Source organism: Bacillus sp. JZ105 (assembly GCF_053903125.1).
In genome coordinates this window covers 2,090,097-2,109,687 of the sequence record NZ_CP096387.1, presented here as the reverse complement: position 1 = coordinate 2,109,687, position 19,591 = coordinate 2,090,097, and the positions used below count along the sequence as shown (strand labels likewise).

General features: G+C 41.8%; 23 protein-coding genes. 22 read left to right on the top strand and 1 reads right to left on the bottom strand.

Annotation, left to right across the window (positions count from 1 at the left end; genetic code table 11):
• Positions 1-24 precede the first annotated feature (24 nt).
• The 7 genes from M1D81_RS10655 (at position 25) to ypjB (ending at position 4,772) form a co-directional block, all read left to right on the top strand.
• Positions 25-564: a ReoY family proteolytic degradation factor gene (locus M1D81_RS10655; RefSeq protein WP_008344562.1), complete on the top strand. Its 540-nt coding sequence runs from the start codon at positions 25-27 to the stop codon at positions 562-564.
• Positions 565-625: 61 nt separating this feature from the next.
• Complete coding sequence (locus M1D81_RS10650) at positions 626-1,072, top strand: YpiF family protein (RefSeq protein ID WP_456266929.1); 447 nt, start codon at positions 626-628, stop codon at positions 1,070-1,072.
• A gap of 144 nt (positions 1,073-1,216) precedes the next feature.
• A complete protein-coding gene (locus M1D81_RS10645) occupies positions 1,217-1,723 on the top strand; it encodes a ubiquinol-cytochrome c reductase iron-sulfur subunit (protein ID WP_007500911.1) in 507 nt (168 codons plus the stop codon).
• Between the two features lie 2 nt (positions 1,724-1,725).
• A complete protein-coding gene (gene qcrB, locus M1D81_RS10640; protein WP_456266930.1) occupies positions 1,726-2,400 on the top strand; it encodes a menaquinol-cytochrome c reductase cytochrome b subunit in 675 nt (224 codons plus the stop codon).
• A gap of 41 nt (positions 2,401-2,441) precedes the next feature.
• Entirely contained in the window at positions 2,442-3,209 is a 768-nt protein-coding gene (locus tag M1D81_RS10635; protein ID WP_456266931.1) for a c-type cytochrome, read from the top strand.
• A 100-nt stretch (positions 3,210-3,309) separates the two neighbouring features.
• Entirely contained in the window at positions 3,310-3,903 is a 594-nt protein-coding gene (lhaT, locus tag M1D81_RS10630) for a lipoprotein heptaprenylglyceryl N-acetyltransferase LhaT (protein WP_456266932.1), read from the top strand.
• A 65-nt stretch (positions 3,904-3,968) separates the two neighbouring features.
• The gene (gene ypjB, locus M1D81_RS10625) at positions 3,969-4,772 is read left to right on the top strand and encodes a sporulation protein YpjB (protein ID WP_456266933.1); all 804 of its coding nucleotides are present in this window, start codon (positions 3,969-3,971) and stop codon (positions 4,770-4,772) included.
• Positions 4,773-4,802: 30 nt separating this feature from the next.
• Here ypjB and M1D81_RS10620 read toward each other — a convergent pair whose 3' ends face one another.
• Positions 4,803-5,675, bottom strand: coding sequence for a YitT family protein (locus M1D81_RS10620; RefSeq protein WP_400624047.1), 873 nt, complete (start codon positions 5,673-5,675; stop codon positions 4,803-4,805).
• A gap of 137 nt (positions 5,676-5,812) precedes the next feature.
• Between M1D81_RS10620 and M1D81_RS10615 the strand changes: the two genes are divergently transcribed.
• From M1D81_RS10615 to M1D81_RS10545, 15 genes are all read left to right on the top strand, one after another.
• Complete coding sequence (locus M1D81_RS10615) at positions 5,813-6,148, top strand: nucleotide pyrophosphohydrolase (RefSeq protein ID WP_024422788.1); 336 nt, start codon at positions 5,813-5,815, stop codon at positions 6,146-6,148.
• A gap of 5 nt (positions 6,149-6,153) precedes the next feature.
• On the top strand, positions 6,154-6,957 hold the full coding sequence (gene dapB / locus M1D81_RS10610) for a 4-hydroxy-tetrahydrodipicolinate reductase (RefSeq protein ID WP_262090241.1): 804 nt from the start codon (positions 6,154-6,156) through the stop codon (positions 6,955-6,957).
• A gap of 17 nt (positions 6,958-6,974) precedes the next feature.
• Entirely contained in the window at positions 6,975-7,394 is a 420-nt protein-coding gene (mgsA, locus tag M1D81_RS10605) for a methylglyoxal synthase (RefSeq protein WP_456266934.1), read from the top strand.
• The gene (bshB1, locus tag M1D81_RS10600; protein WP_024422785.1) at positions 7,381-8,085 is read left to right on the top strand and encodes a bacillithiol biosynthesis deacetylase BshB1; all 705 of its coding nucleotides are present in this window, start codon (positions 7,381-7,383) and stop codon (positions 8,083-8,085) included. Before mgsA ends, bshB1 begins: the two co-directional genes overlap by 14 nt.
• A 2-nt stretch (positions 8,086-8,087) precedes the next feature.
• Positions 8,088-9,233 (top strand): N-acetyl-alpha-D-glucosaminyl L-malate synthase BshA, encoded by a 1,146-nt coding sequence (gene bshA / locus M1D81_RS10595; RefSeq protein ID WP_456266935.1) that lies wholly within the window; start codon positions 8,088-8,090, stop codon positions 9,231-9,233.
• Entirely contained in the window at positions 9,226-10,428 is a 1,203-nt protein-coding gene (locus tag M1D81_RS10590; RefSeq protein WP_456266936.1) for a CCA tRNA nucleotidyltransferase, read from the top strand. Before bshA ends, M1D81_RS10590 begins: the two co-directional genes overlap by 8 nt.
• Complete coding sequence (locus M1D81_RS10585) at positions 10,401-11,384, top strand: biotin--[acetyl-CoA-carboxylase] ligase (RefSeq protein WP_456266937.1); 984 nt, start codon at positions 10,401-10,403, stop codon at positions 11,382-11,384. The genes M1D81_RS10590 and M1D81_RS10585 overlap by 28 nt, the downstream gene beginning before the upstream one ends.
• A gap of 197 nt (positions 11,385-11,581) precedes the next feature.
• Positions 11,582-12,421, top strand: a complete 840-nt coding sequence (panB, locus tag M1D81_RS10580; RefSeq protein ID WP_456266938.1) for a 3-methyl-2-oxobutanoate hydroxymethyltransferase — start codon at positions 11,582-11,584, stop codon at positions 12,419-12,421.
• Positions 12,418-13,284, top strand: a complete 867-nt coding sequence (gene panC / locus M1D81_RS10575) for a pantoate--beta-alanine ligase (protein ID WP_456266939.1) — start codon at positions 12,418-12,420, stop codon at positions 13,282-13,284. The genes panB and panC overlap by 4 nt, the downstream gene beginning before the upstream one ends.
• Complete coding sequence (gene panD / locus M1D81_RS10570) at positions 13,277-13,660, top strand: aspartate 1-decarboxylase (RefSeq protein ID WP_024422780.1); 384 nt, start codon at positions 13,277-13,279, stop codon at positions 13,658-13,660. Before panC ends, panD begins: the two co-directional genes overlap by 8 nt.
• 113 nt (positions 13,661-13,773) lie before the next feature.
• The gene (gene dinG / locus M1D81_RS10565) at positions 13,774-16,566 is read left to right on the top strand and encodes an ATP-dependent DNA helicase DinG (RefSeq protein ID WP_456266940.1); all 2,793 of its coding nucleotides are present in this window, start codon (positions 13,774-13,776) and stop codon (positions 16,564-16,566) included.
• Positions 16,567-16,698: 132 nt separating this feature from the next.
• On the top strand, positions 16,699-16,869 hold the full coding sequence (locus M1D81_RS10560) for a YpmA family protein (protein ID WP_065214698.1): 171 nt from the start codon (positions 16,699-16,701) through the stop codon (positions 16,867-16,869).
• 12 nt (positions 16,870-16,881) lie between these two features.
• The gene (tseB, locus tag M1D81_RS10555) at positions 16,882-17,367 is read left to right on the top strand and encodes a cell wall elongation/penicillin-binding protein regulator TseB (RefSeq protein WP_456266941.1); all 486 of its coding nucleotides are present in this window, start codon (positions 16,882-16,884) and stop codon (positions 17,365-17,367) included.
• 115 nt (positions 17,368-17,482) lie between these two features.
• The gene (gene asnS, locus M1D81_RS10550; RefSeq protein WP_024428109.1) at positions 17,483-18,775 is read left to right on the top strand and encodes an asparagine--tRNA ligase; all 1,293 of its coding nucleotides are present in this window, start codon (positions 17,483-17,485) and stop codon (positions 18,773-18,775) included.
• 99 nt (positions 18,776-18,874) lie between these two features.
• Positions 18,875-19,579 (top strand): DnaD domain-containing protein, encoded by a 705-nt coding sequence (locus M1D81_RS10545; protein ID WP_456266942.1) that lies wholly within the window; start codon positions 18,875-18,877, stop codon positions 19,577-19,579.
• The last annotated feature ends 12 nt before the right edge of the window (positions 19,580-19,591 follow it).

The window sequence follows — 19,591 nt, the reverse complement described above, 5'->3', positions numbered from 1 at the left end:
ATTTACGATAGAGGAGGGAATAACATGCAGACCCCTGTTTCTGTCAATGAAAAAAAGGAATTTATCCGGTGGTTCTTAAACCATTATCAGCTAAAGCGAAGAGAGTGTGTTTGGATATTAAATTATTTAATGAGTCACGACTCTTTGATGGAAAAGGTTCATTTTGTAGAGCAAGCAGAATTTTGCCCAAGGGGAATCATCATGTCAACACACTGTGTGGATGAAGTTCCCTTTAGATTTTATAAAGAAAACATCATGACGACAGATGCTGAAAAGTCATTTCATGATATTCGTTTGAATAAACAGCAGGATTTGTTTATTCAATTGAATTTCCGTTCTGCTTATCGTTCGCCGGAATATGCGGCTGTTCTTGAAACAAATCCACATATTCCAAAGGATCTTTATGAGAACGAAAAAGATAAGGATCTTGCTGAGAAAGTGCTTGAGCACTCAATCGCAACTTTCCAAAAAGAACGGCTCATGAAAGAGATAGATGAAGCACTTGACCGTCATGATCAAGAAACATTTAATAAGCTGGCAAAAGAGTTAAGCCTATTGTCATAAACTGAACGAATAAGCCTTGCCCTATACAGGCAGGGCTTATGTCATGAAAGAGGGGAAATTGATGAGGTTTCAAGCAGAGGACGCAGATCGCTTTTTGCAATCTAAAGCTTACATTGATACCGCTATCATTCCATTAGTTGGGATTGATGCAGATCAAATGAAACAAACCGTGTCTTTAGGAGAGTTTACTATTCTTGTAGCAGAAGAACTTGAAAGACAGTTAAAAGGGCGGGTTTTTCTTTTTCCAACATATACATATTTAGAAGTGAGTGACCGGAAACAAGAAGACATATTCGCAATGAAGCAGTCGCTCAAAGATCATTTTCAGCATGTCGTATTGATCACATCTGATCACCAGTGGAAAGAGCATGCTGAGATCAGTGAATCGCTATTTTTGCTCAAACCGGTTCCGCTGGAGCATTTGAAGGTTGAATTAAAGCAAAAAGTCATTCAAGACAGTGTAGAACAAATTTTGAACTTTTTGTTACAAAAATGGAACCCTTCATAAAAACCCTTACATTTGCATTGTACATAGCTTTTTAGGATGTTGACCTTGTGAATAGATTGATATATTATGAGGGTGTCCTAGTTTTATGAAATTTTTTCTAATTCAGTTATAAAGTAGCTGACGACCTGAGGGGGGGAGAAAAAAATGAGCGAGAAGAGACATGGAGTGTCCAGGCGTCAATTTTTGAATTACACGTTGACCGGCGTGGGGGGATTTATGGCCGCTGGAATGCTCATGCCTATGGTTCGCTTTGCGCTTGACCCTGTGCTAAAAGGAACAGAGGATCAGGATATGGTTCAAGTTGTCAGTGTAGATGAACTGACAAAGGAACCGAAGCGCTTTGACTTTAAAATTGATCAAGTAGATGCATGGTACGAGTCAAAGGAATCTAGGTCAGCATGGGTGTACAAAGAAGGGGATGAAATTGTCGCTTTATCGCCAATCTGTAAACATTTAGGATGTACAGTGAACTGGAACAGTGATCCGAAAAATCCAAACAAATTTTTCTGCCCGTGCCATTATGGGCTGTATGACAAGGATGGTACAAACGTACCCGGAACTCCACCGCTTGCACCGCTTGACCATTATAAGCAGCAAGTGAAGGACGGATACCTCTATCTTGGAAAAGCTGTGCCGAAAGGGGAAGGGTAACGATGCTTAACAAGATTTACGATTGGGTAGATGAGCGGCTGGACATTACACCAATATGGAGAGATATCGCGGATCACGAGGTGCCAGAGCACGTCAATCCAGCACATCATTTCTCCGCTTTTGTGTATTGTTTTGGCGGTTTAACGTTTTTTGTGACAGTCATTCAAGTCCTTTCGGGCATGTTTTTAACGATGTATTACGTGCCGGATATTAAAAATGCCTGGGAATCTGTCTACTATTTGCAAAATGAAGTGGCATTTGGCCAGATTGTCAGAGGGATGCACCACTGGGGTGCGAGTTTAGTCATTGTGATGATGTTTTTACATACGCTAAGGGTCTTTTTCCAAGGGGCGTATAAAAAACCGAGAGAGCTGAACTGGATTGTTGGTGTGCTCATTTTCTTTGTGATGCTTGGACTTGGTTTTACAGGTTATCTTTTACCATGGGATATGAAGGCGCTGTTTGCGACGAAGGTTGGTCTTCAAATAGCAGAAGCAACACCTTTCATTGGTCAAGAGATCAAAACGCTGCTTGCAGGTCATCCTGACATTGTAGGGGCACAAACGCTGACGAGATTTTTCGCTATCCATGTCTTTTTCTTGCCAGCGGCATTATTTGGGCTGATGGCTGCCCACTTTATTATGATTCGTAAGCAAGGAATTTCTGGACCGCTATAAAATGCTGCGTTTGATGAATGTTCAATGAGGAGGGGATGACTTTGCATAGGGGAAAAGGGATGAAGTTTGTCGGAGATTCCAGAATACCGGCAGAAAGAAAACCTAACATACCTAAAGACTATTCCGAATATCCGGGAAAAACAGAAGCCTTTTGGCCGAACTTTCTTTTAAAGGAATGGCTTGTAGGTGCCGTTTTTTTAATTGGATTTCTTGTCCTAACTGTTGTTCATACGCCTCCGCTTGAGCGGATGGCTGATCCAACAGATACTGGCTATATTCCGCTGCCAGACTGGTATTTCCTATTTTTGTACCAGTTATTAAAATATGAATTTGCTGCAGGTAGCTACACTGTCGTTGGCGCGATGATTATGCCTGGAATTGCGTTTGGTGCACTTTTGCTCGCACCATTTCTTGATTCAGGTCCAGAACGCAGACCGTATAGAAGACCAATTGCAGTCGGGATGATGATTCTTGCAATCGGCGCAGCAACATATTTAACGTGGGAGTCTGTTGCAACTCATGATTGGGAAGCAGCGGCAAAACAAGGTGAGATTAAGAAAGAAGCAGAGATTGATACTTCAGCTGAAGAGTATAAAATTTATCAAGAGCAGACATGTATCTCCTGCCATGGGGATAACATGCAGGGCGGAGCAGCCGGACCGTCACTCGTTGACAACGGTCTTGCGCCTGAGGAGATCGCTAAAATCGCTGTAGAAGGAAAAGGCAACATGCCAAAGGGTGTCTTTAAAGGCAGTGATGAAGAACTCGAGAAGCTCTCTAAATATTTATCTGAGGTCAAATCAAAATAATTCAGTTGTTTAAATGCAAGTACAAGGATATACTCAAAAGAGAAAAAGCTGGCGCTGTCAGCTTTTTTCTGATTTTAACAGATCGTGAGTGAAGAGACATATGAGATGGATTCAATATTTGCTAGCGACGCGCTACATGCTTGTGCTGGTGCTTATGATCAATTTCCTTGGCACTGTGTACGGCTACTATTGGTATATTCCGCAGCTCGTAGAGACACCGGCTGTCTTTTTAGCTTTTGTGCCAGACAGTCCAACGGCCAGCTTTTTCTTTTTATTTGTATTACTTGCGTTTTTGATGAAACGAAATGCTCCTTATTTTGAAGCGCTTGCTCTTGTGACCTTGATTAAATATGGGTTATGGGCGGTAGGAATGAATATCTTTGTGCTTTTATCTGTTGATGATTTTCCGTGGGAAGGATACATGCTGATTGGGTCTCACTTTGCGATGGCGGTACAAGCCGTATTGTTTGCGCCGTATTATCGTTTTCAAATGCGTCATCTTGTGGTAGCCGGCATTTGGATCTTACATAACGATGTGATTGATTATGTATTTGGTATGATGCCCCGTTATTCTATGCTGTCTGCTTATTCAAACGAGATCGGCTACGTGACGTTTTGGCTAAGTATTGCGGTTCTTCTTATTTCGTATTATCTCGTTCTATCGAAAAAATCGGTCAAGCTGGAACTCCCTTAACAATGTTGGTCTAACCTTGTCCTTTTCTTCATACGCTGTAAGGAGAAGGGCTAGGAGGGACTTGCATGAAACGAAAGCCAATCGCGATGATTCTATTATTTTTTCTCGTATTACAGCCAGCTGTTGCCAAAGGTGAGGAAACAGCTGCTAACACGCTGCAAGAATTAACGGAACTATCAGATTCCATCTTTCAATTAACGAGACAAGCTAAATATGATGAGGCGTTACAAGTCGCATTGTATGTTGAAAAGACATTTAAAGCTGAGAATTGGCGTGGAACTTTGACGAATACGCAGATTCGGCAAATTACACTTGGCTATCAAGATATGATAAAAGGGCTGCCGCAGGAAGAATTGAATGAGCGCGAAAAACTTCGTTATGCCTCTCAATTTAGAATGCTGCTTGATGCGATTCAGTCGGATTCTGAGCCTCTTTGGGGTTCGCTCGAAAAGCCCATTATGGGATCTTTTCCTGCTTTGAAAAAAGAAGTAAAAGATCCAGAATCGACGACATTTTATGAAACTTGGAATGAGCTGGTTTCTTTATACGATATGATCTATCCAAGTTTAACCATTGATATTTCGTCTGAAAAGCTCCAGACGATTAAGCAGCACATGGAAGTGATTGAGCAAGGTGAATTTTTAAAAGCATCAAGTGGGACAAAGCTTGAACGTCTCACGAAGCTGGAAGAGGATTTATCGAGTGTGTTTGCTCACGTCGATGAAGATGAAGCGGATCCATCGCTTTTATGGGTCATCTTAACAACTGGGAGTATTATTTTATTAACGTTAACGTATGTGGGATTTCGGAAATATCGTGCTGAAAAAGAAAAGAAGCAAAAACGTCAGGCTGATTATCCTAAATCATAAAAAAAGAAGCCCAAAACTGGTGCTTCTTTTTTAATGCGGATTGAGCGGCTTTTTGTGTTCATCTAATGTAAAGCCTTCACCGAGTACATCATGCACGTCACTGACAGATACAAACGCATGAGGATCGACTGAGGTCACGACGCTTTTAAGGTGGACAAGCTCGTTTTTTGGAACGACGCAATAAAGAACGTTACGCTCCTGTTTTGTATAGGAACCGACCCCTTTTAAGATGGTGACACCGCGCTCCATTTCATCCGTGATTTTCTTTTGAATGATGTCATCTTTTTCAGAGATAATCATGGCGCCTTTGGCAGCGTAAGCACCTTCCTGCATGAAGTCAATGACCTTCGCAGCAACAAATACTGCGACAAGTGTATACATCGCTTCTTTATAATTTAAGTAGGTTAGAGAGATGGTAATGACGCATGCGTCGAAGATGAACATTGTTCGTCCCATTGCCACCTGATAATGCTTGTTGATCAGTCTTGCAATGATGTCCACACCGCCTGTTGTACCGCCGAATTTAAAGATGATTCCGAGGCCTGTTCCGATAAATACCCCTGCAAAGAGGGCTGCTAAGGCTAAATCGTGCTGGAGAGGCATATGTATTTGAAAGCGCTGGAAGATGGCAAGAAAGACAGAAAGACTCACTGTTCCTACAATTGTATAAGCAAACATCGTTCTGCCGAGCATTTTCCAGCCAATAAAAAAGATCGGAATGTTTAAGACGAGGTTTGAAATAGATGGATCAATGTGAAATAGAAAATATAAAAGCAGTGTAATACCTGTAAATCCGCCTTCCGCCAAATTGTTCTGCATATTAAAATGAACAAGACCGAAAGAAAAAATCGCAGATCCTATTAAAATAAATACGATATTTTTAAGACGAATTTCTTTTAGCAAGAGACCACTCCTTTTTTTGCTTAGACAGCGATAATATTATATGGTATGGGAGAGAAACAAGCAAACTGAGTCTTAAACATTTGTCAAATATTTATGATTTCGCTAACATGTAAGAGATGGATAGGAGGATGAGCTTCATGACGAAAGAAAAAACGCTGCGTCACGTGCAGCAAGAAGTAGATGATTACATAGGACAATTTAAAGAAGGCTATTTCAGCCCGCTTGCTATGATGGCCCGCCTGACAGAAGAATTAGGGGAGCTGGCAAGAGAGGTTAACCATTACTATGGAGAAAAGCCGAAAAAAACAACGGAAACAGAAAAAAGCATGGAAGAAGAAATTGGCGATGTTTTGTTTGTGTTAACATGCCTCGCTAATTCACTTGATATTTCACTAGAAGAAGCACATGATCGTGTGATGCATAAATTCAACACAAGAGATAAAGACCGCTGGACGAAAAAAGAAGGGAAGTAGAGACGATGACGAATGAAACCATCAAAGTAGTAATCGCTGGAGCAAGAGGAAGAATGGGGATAGAGGCTGTGAAGCTGGCGGAAGAAACAGGCCATTTTGAGCTGGTGGCAGCACTTGATCACGTGCATGAAGGAAAGAAATTATCTGATGTGATTCATACGACATCTCATGCGCCAATTTATACGGACATTGATGTATGTCTTTCAGAAACAGCACCAGATGTATTAATTGATCTGACAACACCAGAAATCGGGAAAGTACATACAAAAAAAGCACTTGAACATGGCGTGCGTCCAGTCGTAGGAACAACTGGATTTTCAGAAGATGACCTAAAAGAGCTTCAGCAATTAACAGAAGAAAAGGGCATAGGCTGTATTATTGCACCAAACTTTGCCGTCGGTGCGGTCTTAATGATGAAATTTGCCAAAATGGCAGCGAATTATTTTCCTGACGTTGAAATCATTGAGCTTCACCATGATAAAAAACTAGATGCACCAAGCGGTACGGGCTTAAAAACGGCTGAAATGATTGCAGAAGTAAGAGAAAGCAAAAAGCAGGGACATCCAGAAGAGAAAGAATTGATCGAAGGGGCACGAGGAGCAGATTATGATGGTATCCGTCTGCACAGCGTGAGACTTCCTGGTATGATTGCACATCAAGAAGTGCTGTTTGGAATGGACGGACAGACGCTCACCATTCGTCATGATTCTTATAACCGTGCATCCTTTATGTCAGGCGTGAAACTTTCAGTAGAACAGGTTATGCACATTGATCAGCTCGTCTATGGTTTAGAAAATATCATCGACTAATAAGGAGTGGATTCCTGATGAACATTGCTTTAATCGCTCATGATAAGAAAAAAAGTGACATGATTCAGTTTACCACTGCGTACCGTGATATTTTGGCAGATCATACACTTTACGCAACAGGGACAACAGGTTTGAGAGTGAAAGAAGCGACGGGGCTTCCCATTCATCGTTTCCAATCAGGACCACTTGGGGGAGATCAGCAGATCGGTGCTTTAATTGCTGATAACGCAATGGATCTTGTGCTCTTTTTTAGAGACCCGCTTACTGCGCAGCCGCATGAACCGGATGTATCTGCACTCATCCGGCTTTGCGATGTGTATAACATTCCATTAGCCACCAATATGGGAACTGCTGAAATTTTAGTCAGGAATTTAAATAAAGGTACGTTTGATTTTCGAGATGTAGCAAAAAACGGAGGAACAAATGAAACGACTTGATATCCTTGCATTCGGTGCCCATAGCGATGATGTAGAGATCGGAATGGGCGGAACGATTGCAAAATACGTAAAAAAAGGGGCGCGCGTCGGGATTTGCGACTTGACCCAGGCCGAATTATCTTCAAATGGAACGGTAGAGAGCCGCAAAGAAGAAGCAAAAGCCGCCGCCGCTATTTTAGGTGTCAGAGCGAGAATCCAGCTTACACTGCCAGATAGAGGGCTGTATCTAAATGACGAAGCGATGAAGGAAATTGCGGGCGTGATCCGAACATACAAACCAAAACTGATTTTCGCTCCGTACCACCAAGATCGCCATCCAGATCATGGCCATGCGGGCTCACTTGTAGAAGAGGCCGCTTTTTCTGCAGGTATACATAAATTTGAAGATTCATACAAGCAGCCAGCGCATAAAATAAGCCAAATGTATTATTACATGATTAATGGGCACCATCGTCCCGATTTTGTGATCGATATTTCTGAGGAAATGCACCAAAAAATTGATAGCCTGCATGCGTATAAAAGCCAATTTGTTAAATCGGCAAACTCAGTAGAGACACCTCTTGTGAACGGTTATATTGATTTTGTCAAAATGAGAGAGTCTATGTATGGAAGAGAAGTCAACAAAGCTTATGCAGAAGGGTTTATCACAAAGAAACCACTTTTGTTGGACGATGACTTACTTGGGGGGTAATTATGAAAAAACTGAAGGTCGGAATTACTTGTTATCCAAGTGTCGGCGGCTCAGGCATTATAGCCACAGAGCTTGGAAAACGTTTAGCTGAAAAAGGGCACGATGTTCATTTCATTACCTCTAGCATTCCGTTTAGGCTTAATAAAGTATATCCGAATATTTATTTTCATGAGGTGGATGTGAATCAATATGCAGTTTTTCAATATCCGCCTTATGACCTTGCGCTCGCAAGTAAATTGGCAGAAGTCTCAAAACGAGAAAAGCTTGATATTATTCACGCGCATTATGCGGTCCCGCACGCTGTCTGTGCGTTCTTAGCCAAACAAATGACTGGACACTCTGTGAAAGTCGTTACGACGCTTCATGGAACGGATATTACGGTTTTAGGCTATGATCCATCATTAAAAGAAGTGATTCGGTTCGCCATCGAATCATCGGATCGCGTAACAGCGGTGTCACATTCATTAGCTGCGCAGACGTACGATCTCATCAAACCAGATAAAAAGATTGATACGATTCATAATTTTGTTGATGAACGGGTGTATTTGCGTGAAGATCACGATTTGCTAAAGACACATTATGGTCTTTTACCGAACGAAAAGGTCATCATCCACGTATCAAACTTTCGAAAGGTGAAACGGGTGCATGATGTGATTCATGTGTTTCAAAAGATTGCTGAACAGGTGCAGGCAAAGCTGCTGCTCATTGGTGATGGTCCTGAGAAATCGGTTGTATGTGAACTCGTGAAAAAATTAGGACTGACAGACCGCGTATTGTTTTTAGGAAAGCAAGAGAAGGTTGAGGAGCTATATTCAATAAGTGATTTGAAGCTGCTTCTTTCAGAGAAGGAGAGCTTTGGGCTTGTGCTTCTTGAAGCAATGGCTTGCGGTGTTCCTTGTATTGGGACAGATGTCGGCGGTATTCCAGAGGTCATTACACATGGAGAAACAGGGTTTCTTGTCCCGCTCGGCGATATAGACGGAGCAGCAAAGCACTCATTGTCTCTGCTGAAAGACGAAGCGCTACATGAAAAAGTGTCAGCGGCAGCTCAGTCTAGTGTTCAGGCTCATTTCTCCTCAGATAAGATTGTGAGTGAATATGAGAAGCTTTACCTAGAATTGATCGAAGGTGATGATGAAGATGAATGAACCATTCACACATGCGATCCCTATATTACATACACTGCACGAACATGGGCATCAGGCTTACTTTGTCGGCGGAGCGGTGAGAGATGTTCTATTAGGACGGGAAATCGGTGATATCGATATTGCGACAGATGCAACACCTGATAAGGTTGAGTCTTTATTTGAAAAAACAGTAGATGTCGGTAAGGAGCATGGCACTGTCATTGTGTTGCATGATGGTGTCAGCTATGAGGTCACGACGTTTCGAACGGAATCAGAATATGAAGATTTTCGCAGACCGAAAGAAGTGGCGTTTATTACGTCGCTTAAGGAAGATCTTTTAAGAAGAGATTTAACGATTAATGCAATGGCCATGGATATAAATGGGGAAATTATTGATCATGTAGGTGGTAAACAGGATATAAAGCGGAAACGAATTCAAACTGTTGGAGATCCTGCGTGCCGCTTTCAAGAAGATGCGCTTCGCATGATGAGAGCTGTCCGTTTTTTAAGCCAGCTTGGCTTTGAACTCGCTGATGAAACGGCTGAAGCTATGAAAAAGGATAAGCATCTGCTTGCCAACATATCAGTTGAGCGCAAAAAGATTGAAATGGAGAAGCTTTTAAAAGGCCGTCATTGTAAGCAGGCCATTCAAGTACTCATTTCAACCAAATTATATGAAGAATTGCCAGGTCTCAAAGAGGAGCGTCTTCATGAATCCTTTCAAGCCTTTCCATATTACTTACTGGATGGACTAGAAGAGGTATGGGGGGCTTGCATCCATTTGCTCGGCCTAGATGAAGCGGAGGCTGCGGCCTTCTTAAAAGAATGGAAGCTGTCAACCAAGCTTTTGAAAGAAGCAGTAGCCATTAGTAAATACGTTGATTGTGACTGGGATGCGGAAAACATGTTTGAAGCTGGTGAACACGTGCTCTTATCTAGTTTGAAGATCACACAGCTAAAACATGAGCGCCGCATTTTCTTTGATGAGCTGGAGGCAGCGAAGCGTTCTTATGATGCACTGCCGATTAAAAAGCTCCAAGATCTCGCTGTTTCAGGAAAAGATTTAATGGCCTTTCGGCAAAAGACGTCTGGGAAATGGATTGCAGAGGAGCTCAATTTTGTGAAAAAAGCCGTTTTGCAAAACCGTTTAGAAAACCGAAAAGAAGCCATAGAGGAGTGGCTTAAAGCATGCGATCCGCAATTAGAAAACGATTAATTGAACTATTTACAGCATCCAGTGAGGATTTTGTCTCAAGTCAGCAGATTTGTGATGAACTTGGCTGCTCCCGAACAGCTGTGTGGAAGCATATGGAGGACTTGCGAAAAGAGGGGTATGAGGTAGAAGCAGTTAGAAGAAAAGGATACCGTCTGCTTCGTAAACCGGACAAAATTAGTGAGGACGAAATTCTGTTTGGTCTGGAAACAGAGAGCTTTGGCAGGCATATTTACTTTCAGAAAGAAGTCGCTTCAACTCAGCTGATTGCCCATGATCTTGTCAATGAAGGTGCGCCCCACGGCACAATTGTTGTCAGCGATCATCAGACAAACGGAAAGGGGCGTCTTCAAAGAACGTGGCATTCACCAAATGGGACAGGCATTTGGATGAGTCTTATTCTCCGACCTGAAATTCCGCTGCATAAAGCGCCGCAAATGACGCTTTTGGCATCTGTAGCCATCGCAGAAGCGATTGCGCAGCAAACAGGACTCAGTCCATCTATTAAATGGCCAAACGATATTTTGTTGAATGGAAAAAAGGTCGTTGGCATTCTGACTGAATTAAAAGCAGAAGCGGACCAGGTTCATGCGGTCATCATTGGGCCGGGCATTAATGTGAACCAAACAGCTGATGACTTTCCGGATGACCTAAAGAATGTCGCCACAAGTCTGCGAATGGAACTGAATGAAAAAGTGGATCGGGCTGCACTCATACAACAGATCATGTCCACTTTTGAAAAAAGGTATGATGATTATATAAAGCAAGGATTTGCGCCGATTAAACAATTATGGGAATCGTTTGCGATGACGATCGGTCAACATATTGTTGCCCGTACCGTCAATGGGCAATACACGGGGAAGGCGCTTGGCATCAATGAAGAAGGTGTTTTATTGCTTGAAACGGAGGACGGTATCCAAAAAATCTACTCCGCAGACATTCAGATCAAGGCAACTTGAGTGGAACACCCGGCACATTTTTGATATACTTCGTGTGGGCAGTATCTGCAAAGAACTGTACCTGTTAGGAAGAAAAATTTGATAAATTTCTGCCTTGATCCTAAGGGACTTGGACAGAGGGATGATTCGCCGCACATGAGAAATCAAAGCATGTGATGTGAGGCAAGCCATCTCCTCTCCAGAATGAGGAGGAACAAATGAAGACAAAGCTAGATTTTTTCAAAATGAAAGAACAAAACGAACCTATTGTGATGCTGACCGCATACGACTATCCAGCTGCAAAGCTAGCGGAAAAAGCGGAAGTCGACATGATTTTAGTTGGTGATTCACTCGGGATGGTTGTACTTGGACTAGATTCCACAGTTCAAGTCACGATGGATGATATGATCCATCACACAAAAGCAGTGAAAAGAGGCGCAAAAGACACATTTGTTGTGACCGATATGCCATTTATGTCTTACCATTATTCGTTAGAAGAAACAATGAAAAATGCAGCACGCATCATGCAAGAAAGCGGTGCTGATGCCTTAAAGCTAGAAGGCGGAGATGGAGTATTTGAATCCATTCAAGCTCTAACAAGAGGCGGCATTCCTGTCGTCAGTCATTTAGGTCTCACACCTCAATCAGTTGGTGTACTTGGCGGGTATAAAGTGCAAGGAAAAGACCACGAAAGTGCTCAAAAATTGATTGAAGACAGCTTGAAATGTGAGGAAGCCGGTGCAATCGCTCTTGTATTGGAATGCGTACCTGGCGAACTGACAAAACGAATTACCGGCATGCTGAAGATTCCTGTGATCGGAATTGGTGCAGGAGCTGAGGCAGACGGACAAGTTCTCGTTTACCATGATGTGGTAGGATACGGGGTGTCTAGAACACCTAAGTTTGTGAAACAATACGCGCAAATTGATACTGTTTTAGAAGAAGCGCTCATTCAATATACGAAAGAAGTAAAAGCACGCACATTTCCAGAGGACATGCACACGTTTCATATCAAAGAAGAAGTCCTTGATGGCTTATATGGGGGAATCAAAAAATGAATGTTGTCACCCATATTCACGAGCTAAAAGAGTTAATCAAGCAGCATCAAGAAAACCAGCATTCAATCGGCTTTGTCCCAACGATGGGTTTTCTTCATGAAGGACATCTGACGCTTGCGAAAGAGGCAAGAGGTCAAAATGATATTGTCGTGATGAGTATTTTTGTCAATCCGTTGCAATTTGGGCCAAATGAAGACTTTGAATCCTATCCAAGGGATATGGAAAGAGACCAGCGTCTTGCAGAAGCAGCAGGGGTGGATATTTTATTTACACCTGATGTGAAGGAAATGTACCCAAATGAACCATCTATTACGATGACGGTTCAAAAGCGGACAGATGTCTTATGCGGAAAAAAACGCCCAGGACATTTTGACGGCGTTGTCACTGTGCTCACAAAGCTGTTTCATCTTGTATCGCCAACAAATGTCTATTTTGGTCTAAAGGATGCACAGCAAGTCGCTGTGATCGATGCGATGATCAAGGATTTCTTCTTTGATCTTCACCTTGTATCTGTACCGACTGTCAGAGAAGAAGACGGGTTAGCGAAAAGCTCAAGAAATGTGTACTTGTCAGAAAAAGAAAGACAAGAAGCCCCCGCTTTATACCGCGCATTAAAAAAAGGACGGTCAGCTGTTGAAAAAGGTGAATGTGATGTTAGTCGTGTGTATCAGCTGATTGAAGAGGAACTTGTTCAGACGTGCGGAGAAATTGATTATATTGAGATCTACTCATATCCAGAACTTGAACCGCTTGAACAGTTAGCAGGTCAAGTCATTATGGCGGTTGCGGTGAAATTTTCACGGGCAAGACTGATTGATAATGTGATTTTCCATGTTCCTGAAAGCGGTGAAAAACATGTATAGAACCTTTATGACATCTAAGCTTCATAAAGCAACGGTAACAGAAGCAAACTTACATTATGTAGGAAGTATCACAATTGACGAAGATTTACTTGATGCGGCAGGTATGATGGCAAATGAGAAAGTACAAATTGTCAATAATCATAATGGCGCGAGACTTGAAACATATATTATTCCCGGCGAAAGAAAGAGCGGTGTCATTTGTCTAAATGGTGCGGCGGCGAGATTGGTTCAGCCAGGAGATGAAGTCATTATTATCGCTTATGGGATGCTGTCAGAAGAAGAAGCTAAGACACATACACCAAAAGTGGTCGTGTTAAATAAACAAAATCAAATTGAACAAATGATTGGGCAAGAGCCTGCGAGAACGATTTTATAACGCAAGCTCAGTGGAAACAGAACAGTTTCAGAAGAGAGGCTGTTCTGTTTCATCTATTTTGTCCAGAGTGTGTTTCACTTCAGGGTGAAACGAGGAATTGAGGTGTCCATTTTATGACCGATCAAAGGTTTGTTGTCGTTGATATTGAAACCACCGGAAATTCACCTAAAAAGGGTGATAAAATCATTCAAATAGCTGCGGTGGTCATTGAAAATGGACAAATTGTCGAACGGTATTCAAAATATGTGAACCCGGGTAAAGCAATCCCTGGATTTATTGAACAGCTGACAGGCATTCAGCAGCACATGGTTGACGATGCGGTGTTTTTTGAGGACATTGCCCAAGAGGTGTATGATCTCATACAGGGTGCTTATTTTGTTGCGCACAATGTTCATTTTGACTTGAATTTTTTAAATGATGAACTAAAAGCATGCGGGAAAAATGAGCTGGATGTGCTAGCAATTGATACAGTTGAGATTTCTAGAATTCTTTATCCTGAGCTTGAAGGTTATAAGCTTACTGAATTAAGTGAAGAGCTCATGCTTCCACATGACCACCCGCATAGGGCGGATAGTGATGCGGAAGTTACTGCCATGTTATTTTTAACTTTATTACATCAATTAAAACATACACCGAAAAATGTGCTGAAGCAGCTGCGCAGATTATCCTCTTATCTCCTAAGTGATATAGGACTTTTAATTAAGCAGCTTGAAACAAGCCATGCCAGCCAGGAAGATTCTTTGGTGGAAGTCGGCTCTTTTGCTGTAAAAGATGTCACCAATCCTATCAGTAGGACGACTCATTCAGTAGGTGAAGATGATGAACAGCTGTTTGAGGAAATCAAAAAGAAGCTTCCGCAAACCGTAGAAGGCTATGAAGTAAGAGAAGGCCAGCTCACAATGATGAATAAAGTAAGAGACGTGTTTCATGAAAGAGCCTATGCATTAATTGAAGCGGCACCGGGTATTGGGAAAACGCTCGCTTACCTCATCCCAGCTGCTCTAGAAGCGAGGAAATCAAGAAAACCTGTCATTATTAGTACATATTCTATCCTTTTGCAGCAGCAAATGCTTCAGCGCGATGTGCCGATGTTGAATCAATTGCTCCCGTTTGAGCCTGCTGCCTGTGTATTTAAAGGTCGGGCGCATTATATTTGTTTAGATAAGTTTGAGCATGTGCTTCATGAGGAAGATGATAACTATGATGTCGTCTTAACGAAGGCGCAAATCTTAATGTGGCTCCTTGTAACAGAAACAGGTGATTTATCTGAACTGAATTTACCGTCAGGAGCTGCCAATATCAAAGACCGTATTTCCTGTGTGCATATGCCGTTTACATCGAAAAAGCGCCGTTTTAAAGAGTATTGCTTTTATGAGCGTGCCAAAAAAAGGGCAAAAACAGCTGATTTAATTTTAACGAATCATCGTCTGCTCTTATCACAAACGGAGGCATCGTCTATCTTTCAGCATGCTGACGTGTATGTGATAGACGAAGCCCATCAATTTGAGAAAACAGCCAATGAAACACTAGGGGATAGTGCGTCTTATATCCAGCTACACGCGAAATTAACGCAGCTTGGCTCCTTGCAAGGCGGACTGTTAAAGAAACTGAAAAAGAGATTTCATCATGCAGGGTTACAGACAGACACCTTTATCGAAATGAATGAGTATCTCAACCAGCTTCAAATGGAAAGTGATGCATTCTTTAGCACCGTCCATTCATTTGTGAAAAGGACAAAACCGAAAGCCGATATCAATCGTCTCATTCATAGAGTACGTCATCATTCAAAACATGCTCAGTGGAAACGGATTAAAGAAACGGCAAGTAAGCTTTGTTCCTTGTTAATTGCTTGTGAGAAGCTGTATGAGCAGCAAAAAAATGAGCTTCTTCAAAAAAGTGATCAGCTGACAGAACACTTTGCCTTTGAAGCAGAGGAATACGACCAAGTCATGTCGTTTATGCATACTTTTTGCAGTACACTGTACCGGTTTATCTTTGAACCGAAAAACGATGAAACGGTTTGGATTGAAATTGATGCAAAAGGTGCCAAAAACGCTGTCTTTATGCATGCACAGCCGTTAGATACTGGGGAGCTTTTGGCTGACCGTTTCTTTATGAACAAAAAGAGTGTTGTCCTCACATCAGGGACGCTTACCATCAATCACCGCTTTGATTATTGCTTGGAACGGTTTGGCCTGCAAGATTTTTACCCTCATCTTGTGCAAATTGATTCACCTTTCGAACTTGAAAAACAGCTTAAGGTCATCGTTCCAGCAGACATGCCGCCGATTACGAACCGTGATGAACGAGATTATGTAAAGCAAGCCGCGCAATATATTAAGGTCATGGAAAAGCAGCAGCATGCCAAAATATTGGTTTTGTTTAATTCACATGAGATGTTAAAAGCAGTCTATGAAGAGCTAAAAACAGAAGGGATGCAGTCAGCCCTTTTTGCTCAAGGTTTGACAGGCGGAAGCCCCGTAAAATTAACGAAAATGTTCAAATTAGCAAAACAGGCCATTTTACTTGGTACGGGTAGTTTTTGGGAAGGTGTAGATTTTCCGGGCTCAGAGCTGACAACAGTTATCATGGCACGTCTACCGTTCCGGCCGCCTGATTCTCCGCTCATTGAAGCCAAATGTGATGCAGCTAAAAAACAAGGGAAGAATCCATTTAAAGCCGTCGCTTTACCAGAAGCTGTGTTAACGTTTAAGCAAGGAGCTGGACGATTGCTGCGCTCTGAAAAAGACATAGGCACATTGCTGATTTTAGACCGCCGAGTGAAAACCGCTTCATATGGAAAACTATTTTTAGAATCACTCCCTCATGCGCCAGTTCACGAGATGTCAAAAGAGTCACTTGAGGCGTATATAGAAAACCTTAACAACGAAAAGCCGCTGTCATAAGCGGCCTTTAGCTGGTGTGGGTTTGGAGTTAATTTATCGTAACGGCTTTTTGTGTTCCGTTGTAAAAATAGTATCGGTTCCCATGCAGAAAAGTATGTCTAACAATATTTACGTACCGAGGAGGAATTAGAAGTGGAAAGTAAAATAGAGGTACTTTCAACTGTTCAAATTAAGCATTCAGAAGACCTATACAAAATCGTTGACTTATTGAACAGAACGCTTAAAAGAGAAGATCTCATGTTTGGATTAGCATTAGATCAAGAAGACCAAAATCAAGCGGTATTTACGATATACCGCACATAGGGGAAGCTTGACATGAAAAAAATAGTCTGGATTATTTCATCAGTAGTGGCTCTCGTTCTGCTTATTGGCATCATCAGCTTTACGTGGATTTATCAAATTGCCATGGGACAAAGAGAACAAGGGCATGAAGCAGCGATCGAACGAGCAAAAGAACAAGCAAACATCGTACAAGTGGAGCAAGTGGAAACCTTTGTCGGGAAAGAAAAACAATTTATTGTTGAAGGGAAAAACAAACAGAATGAAATGACCTACGTTTGGGTTCCTGCCAGCAAAAAAGAAAAAGTGATCGCAAAAAAAGCAAAAGAAGGCATTACCTCAAATCAAGCAGTACAGGCCGTTCAAAAGGAGAACACGATCTCTAAGCTAAAAGAAGTCAAATTAGCGAGAGAAGGTGACGTACTCCTTTGGGAAGTGACGTACTTAAATGAAAACAATCAATATAGCTTCAGCTATGTCGATTTCTCGACAGGACACGTGGAAAAAAATTTAACACCGTAGTTTCTCCTGTCTTGCGTTGACCATGCTGATTTAGAACGGTTATAATAAAATGTATGAAAAAAGATTCACACCTGCCAAATAGGTGAGTTTCTTTCTGGCTTTGGAGGGAATTATGTTGAAAACAACGATTAATCAAGTGTTCAAACACGTCGATCAAGAAGTAACCATCGGCGCATGGATTGCCAATAAACGTTCAAGCGGAAAAATTGCATTTTTGCAGCTGCGTGACGGGACAGGCTTTATTCAAGGAGTCGTAGTAAAAGCAGAAGTGGAAGAGGAAGTCTTTAAGCTTGCGAAATCAGTCACACAAGAAACATCTGTCTATGTAACAGGTCAAGTGACAAAAGATGAGCGTTCACCGCTAGGTTTTGAATTGCAAGTGAAATCCATTGAAGTGATTCATGAAGCGACAGATTATCCAATTACACCAAAAGAGCATGGAACAGAATTCTTAATGGATCACCGTCATTTATGGCTTCGTTCTAAAAAACAGCATGCCATTATGAAAATCCGTAACGAAATTATTCGTGCTACATATGAATACTTCCATCAAGAAGGTTTCGTGAAAGTAGATCCGCCAATTTTAACTGGAAGTGCACCTGAAGGCACAACGGAACTGTTTGCTACGAAATATTTTGATGAAGATGCATACCTTTCTCAAAGTGGGCAGCTTTACATGGAAGCTGCAGCAATGGCACTCGGAAAAGTATTCTCATTTGGCCCAACATTTAGAGCTGAAAAATCTAAAACAAAACGTCATTTAATTGAGTTTTGGATGATCGAGCCGGAGATGGCTTTTGTTGAATTCAATGAAAACCTTGAGTATCAAGAAAATTATGTGTCTCATGTTGTGCAAAGTGTACTTGAAAACTGTAAAGTGGAGCTGCAAACGCTAGGCCGTGATACAGCAAAATTAGAAAACATCAAAGCACCATTCCCGCGCATCACTTACGATGAAGCGATTAAATTCCTGCAGGAAAAAGGCTTTGATGATATCGAATGGGGAGATGATTTCGGGGCGCCTCACGAAACAGCGATCGCCGAAAGCTATGATAAACCAGTGTTTATCACTCATTACCCAACATCATTAAAACCGTTTTATATGCAGCCAGCACCGGATCGTGAAGATGTTGTCCTTTGTGCAGACTTGATTGCACCAGAAGGCTACGGAGAGATTATTGGCGGTTCTGAGCGTGTTCATGATTTAGAGCTTCTTGAAGCAAGATTGAAAGAACATGGGCTTGATCAGGAAACTTACAAATGGTATACAGAATTAAGACAATACGGTTCTGTACCGCATTCAGGTTTTGGTCTTGGACTTGAACGTACAGTTGCTTGGATTAGCGGAGCGCCGCATGTGCGTGAAACCATTCCTTTCCCAAGATTATTAAACCGTTTATACCCTTAAGACGTGAAAGCCTCCAACAAATGGAGGCTTTTTCAAACGTCTTTTGAGGGGGGCACGTGAAATAAAACGTGATATACTTAAAGTGAAGAGGTGTATCCGATGAATAGGCAGCAATTTATTAATATGCAGCAAATGGGGTCGACAAGTTTGCCTAATTTGCTGATTGCTCATTATGAGCAGTTAGGACTGAATGAATCACAGATGATGGTGATGCTCAAGATTAAAATGAATGAAGAACAAGGCGTTTTCTTTCAAACATTTGAAGAGCTTTCTCATGGCATGACCATTTCAGCGGAAGAGTGCGCGTATATGGTTCAGCATCTGATTCAAAAAGGATTTATCTCGATTCAGCCATTTGAAGACAGGTCTGGTATTCAGCATGATCGTTACTCAGTAGAACCTTTATGGGGCGTGCTGTATGACTTTTTAGAAACAAAACAGGCGAAAGAAGCGCAAAAACATCAGGTGCAGGCTGAAAAATCTTTATATGCTTTATTTGAAGATGAATTCGGCAGACCGCTGTCACCTCTTGAAGGAGAAACACTTTCGATCTGGATGGATCAAGACCATCATGATGCTGAGATGATTCGGCTAGCACTAAGAGAAGCCGTTTTATCAGGGAAATTAAATTTCCGTTATATTGATCGAATTTTATTTGAGTGGAAAAAGAAAGGGCTGAAAACAGCGAAAGAAGCAAAAGAACATAGCCAGCATTTTCGTTCTCAGCAGAAAACGCCACCTTCAAACGAAGAGACGTCCACTTATAAACGACAAGTTCCTTTTTATAATTGGCTGGAACAATAACCAATAAAGGAG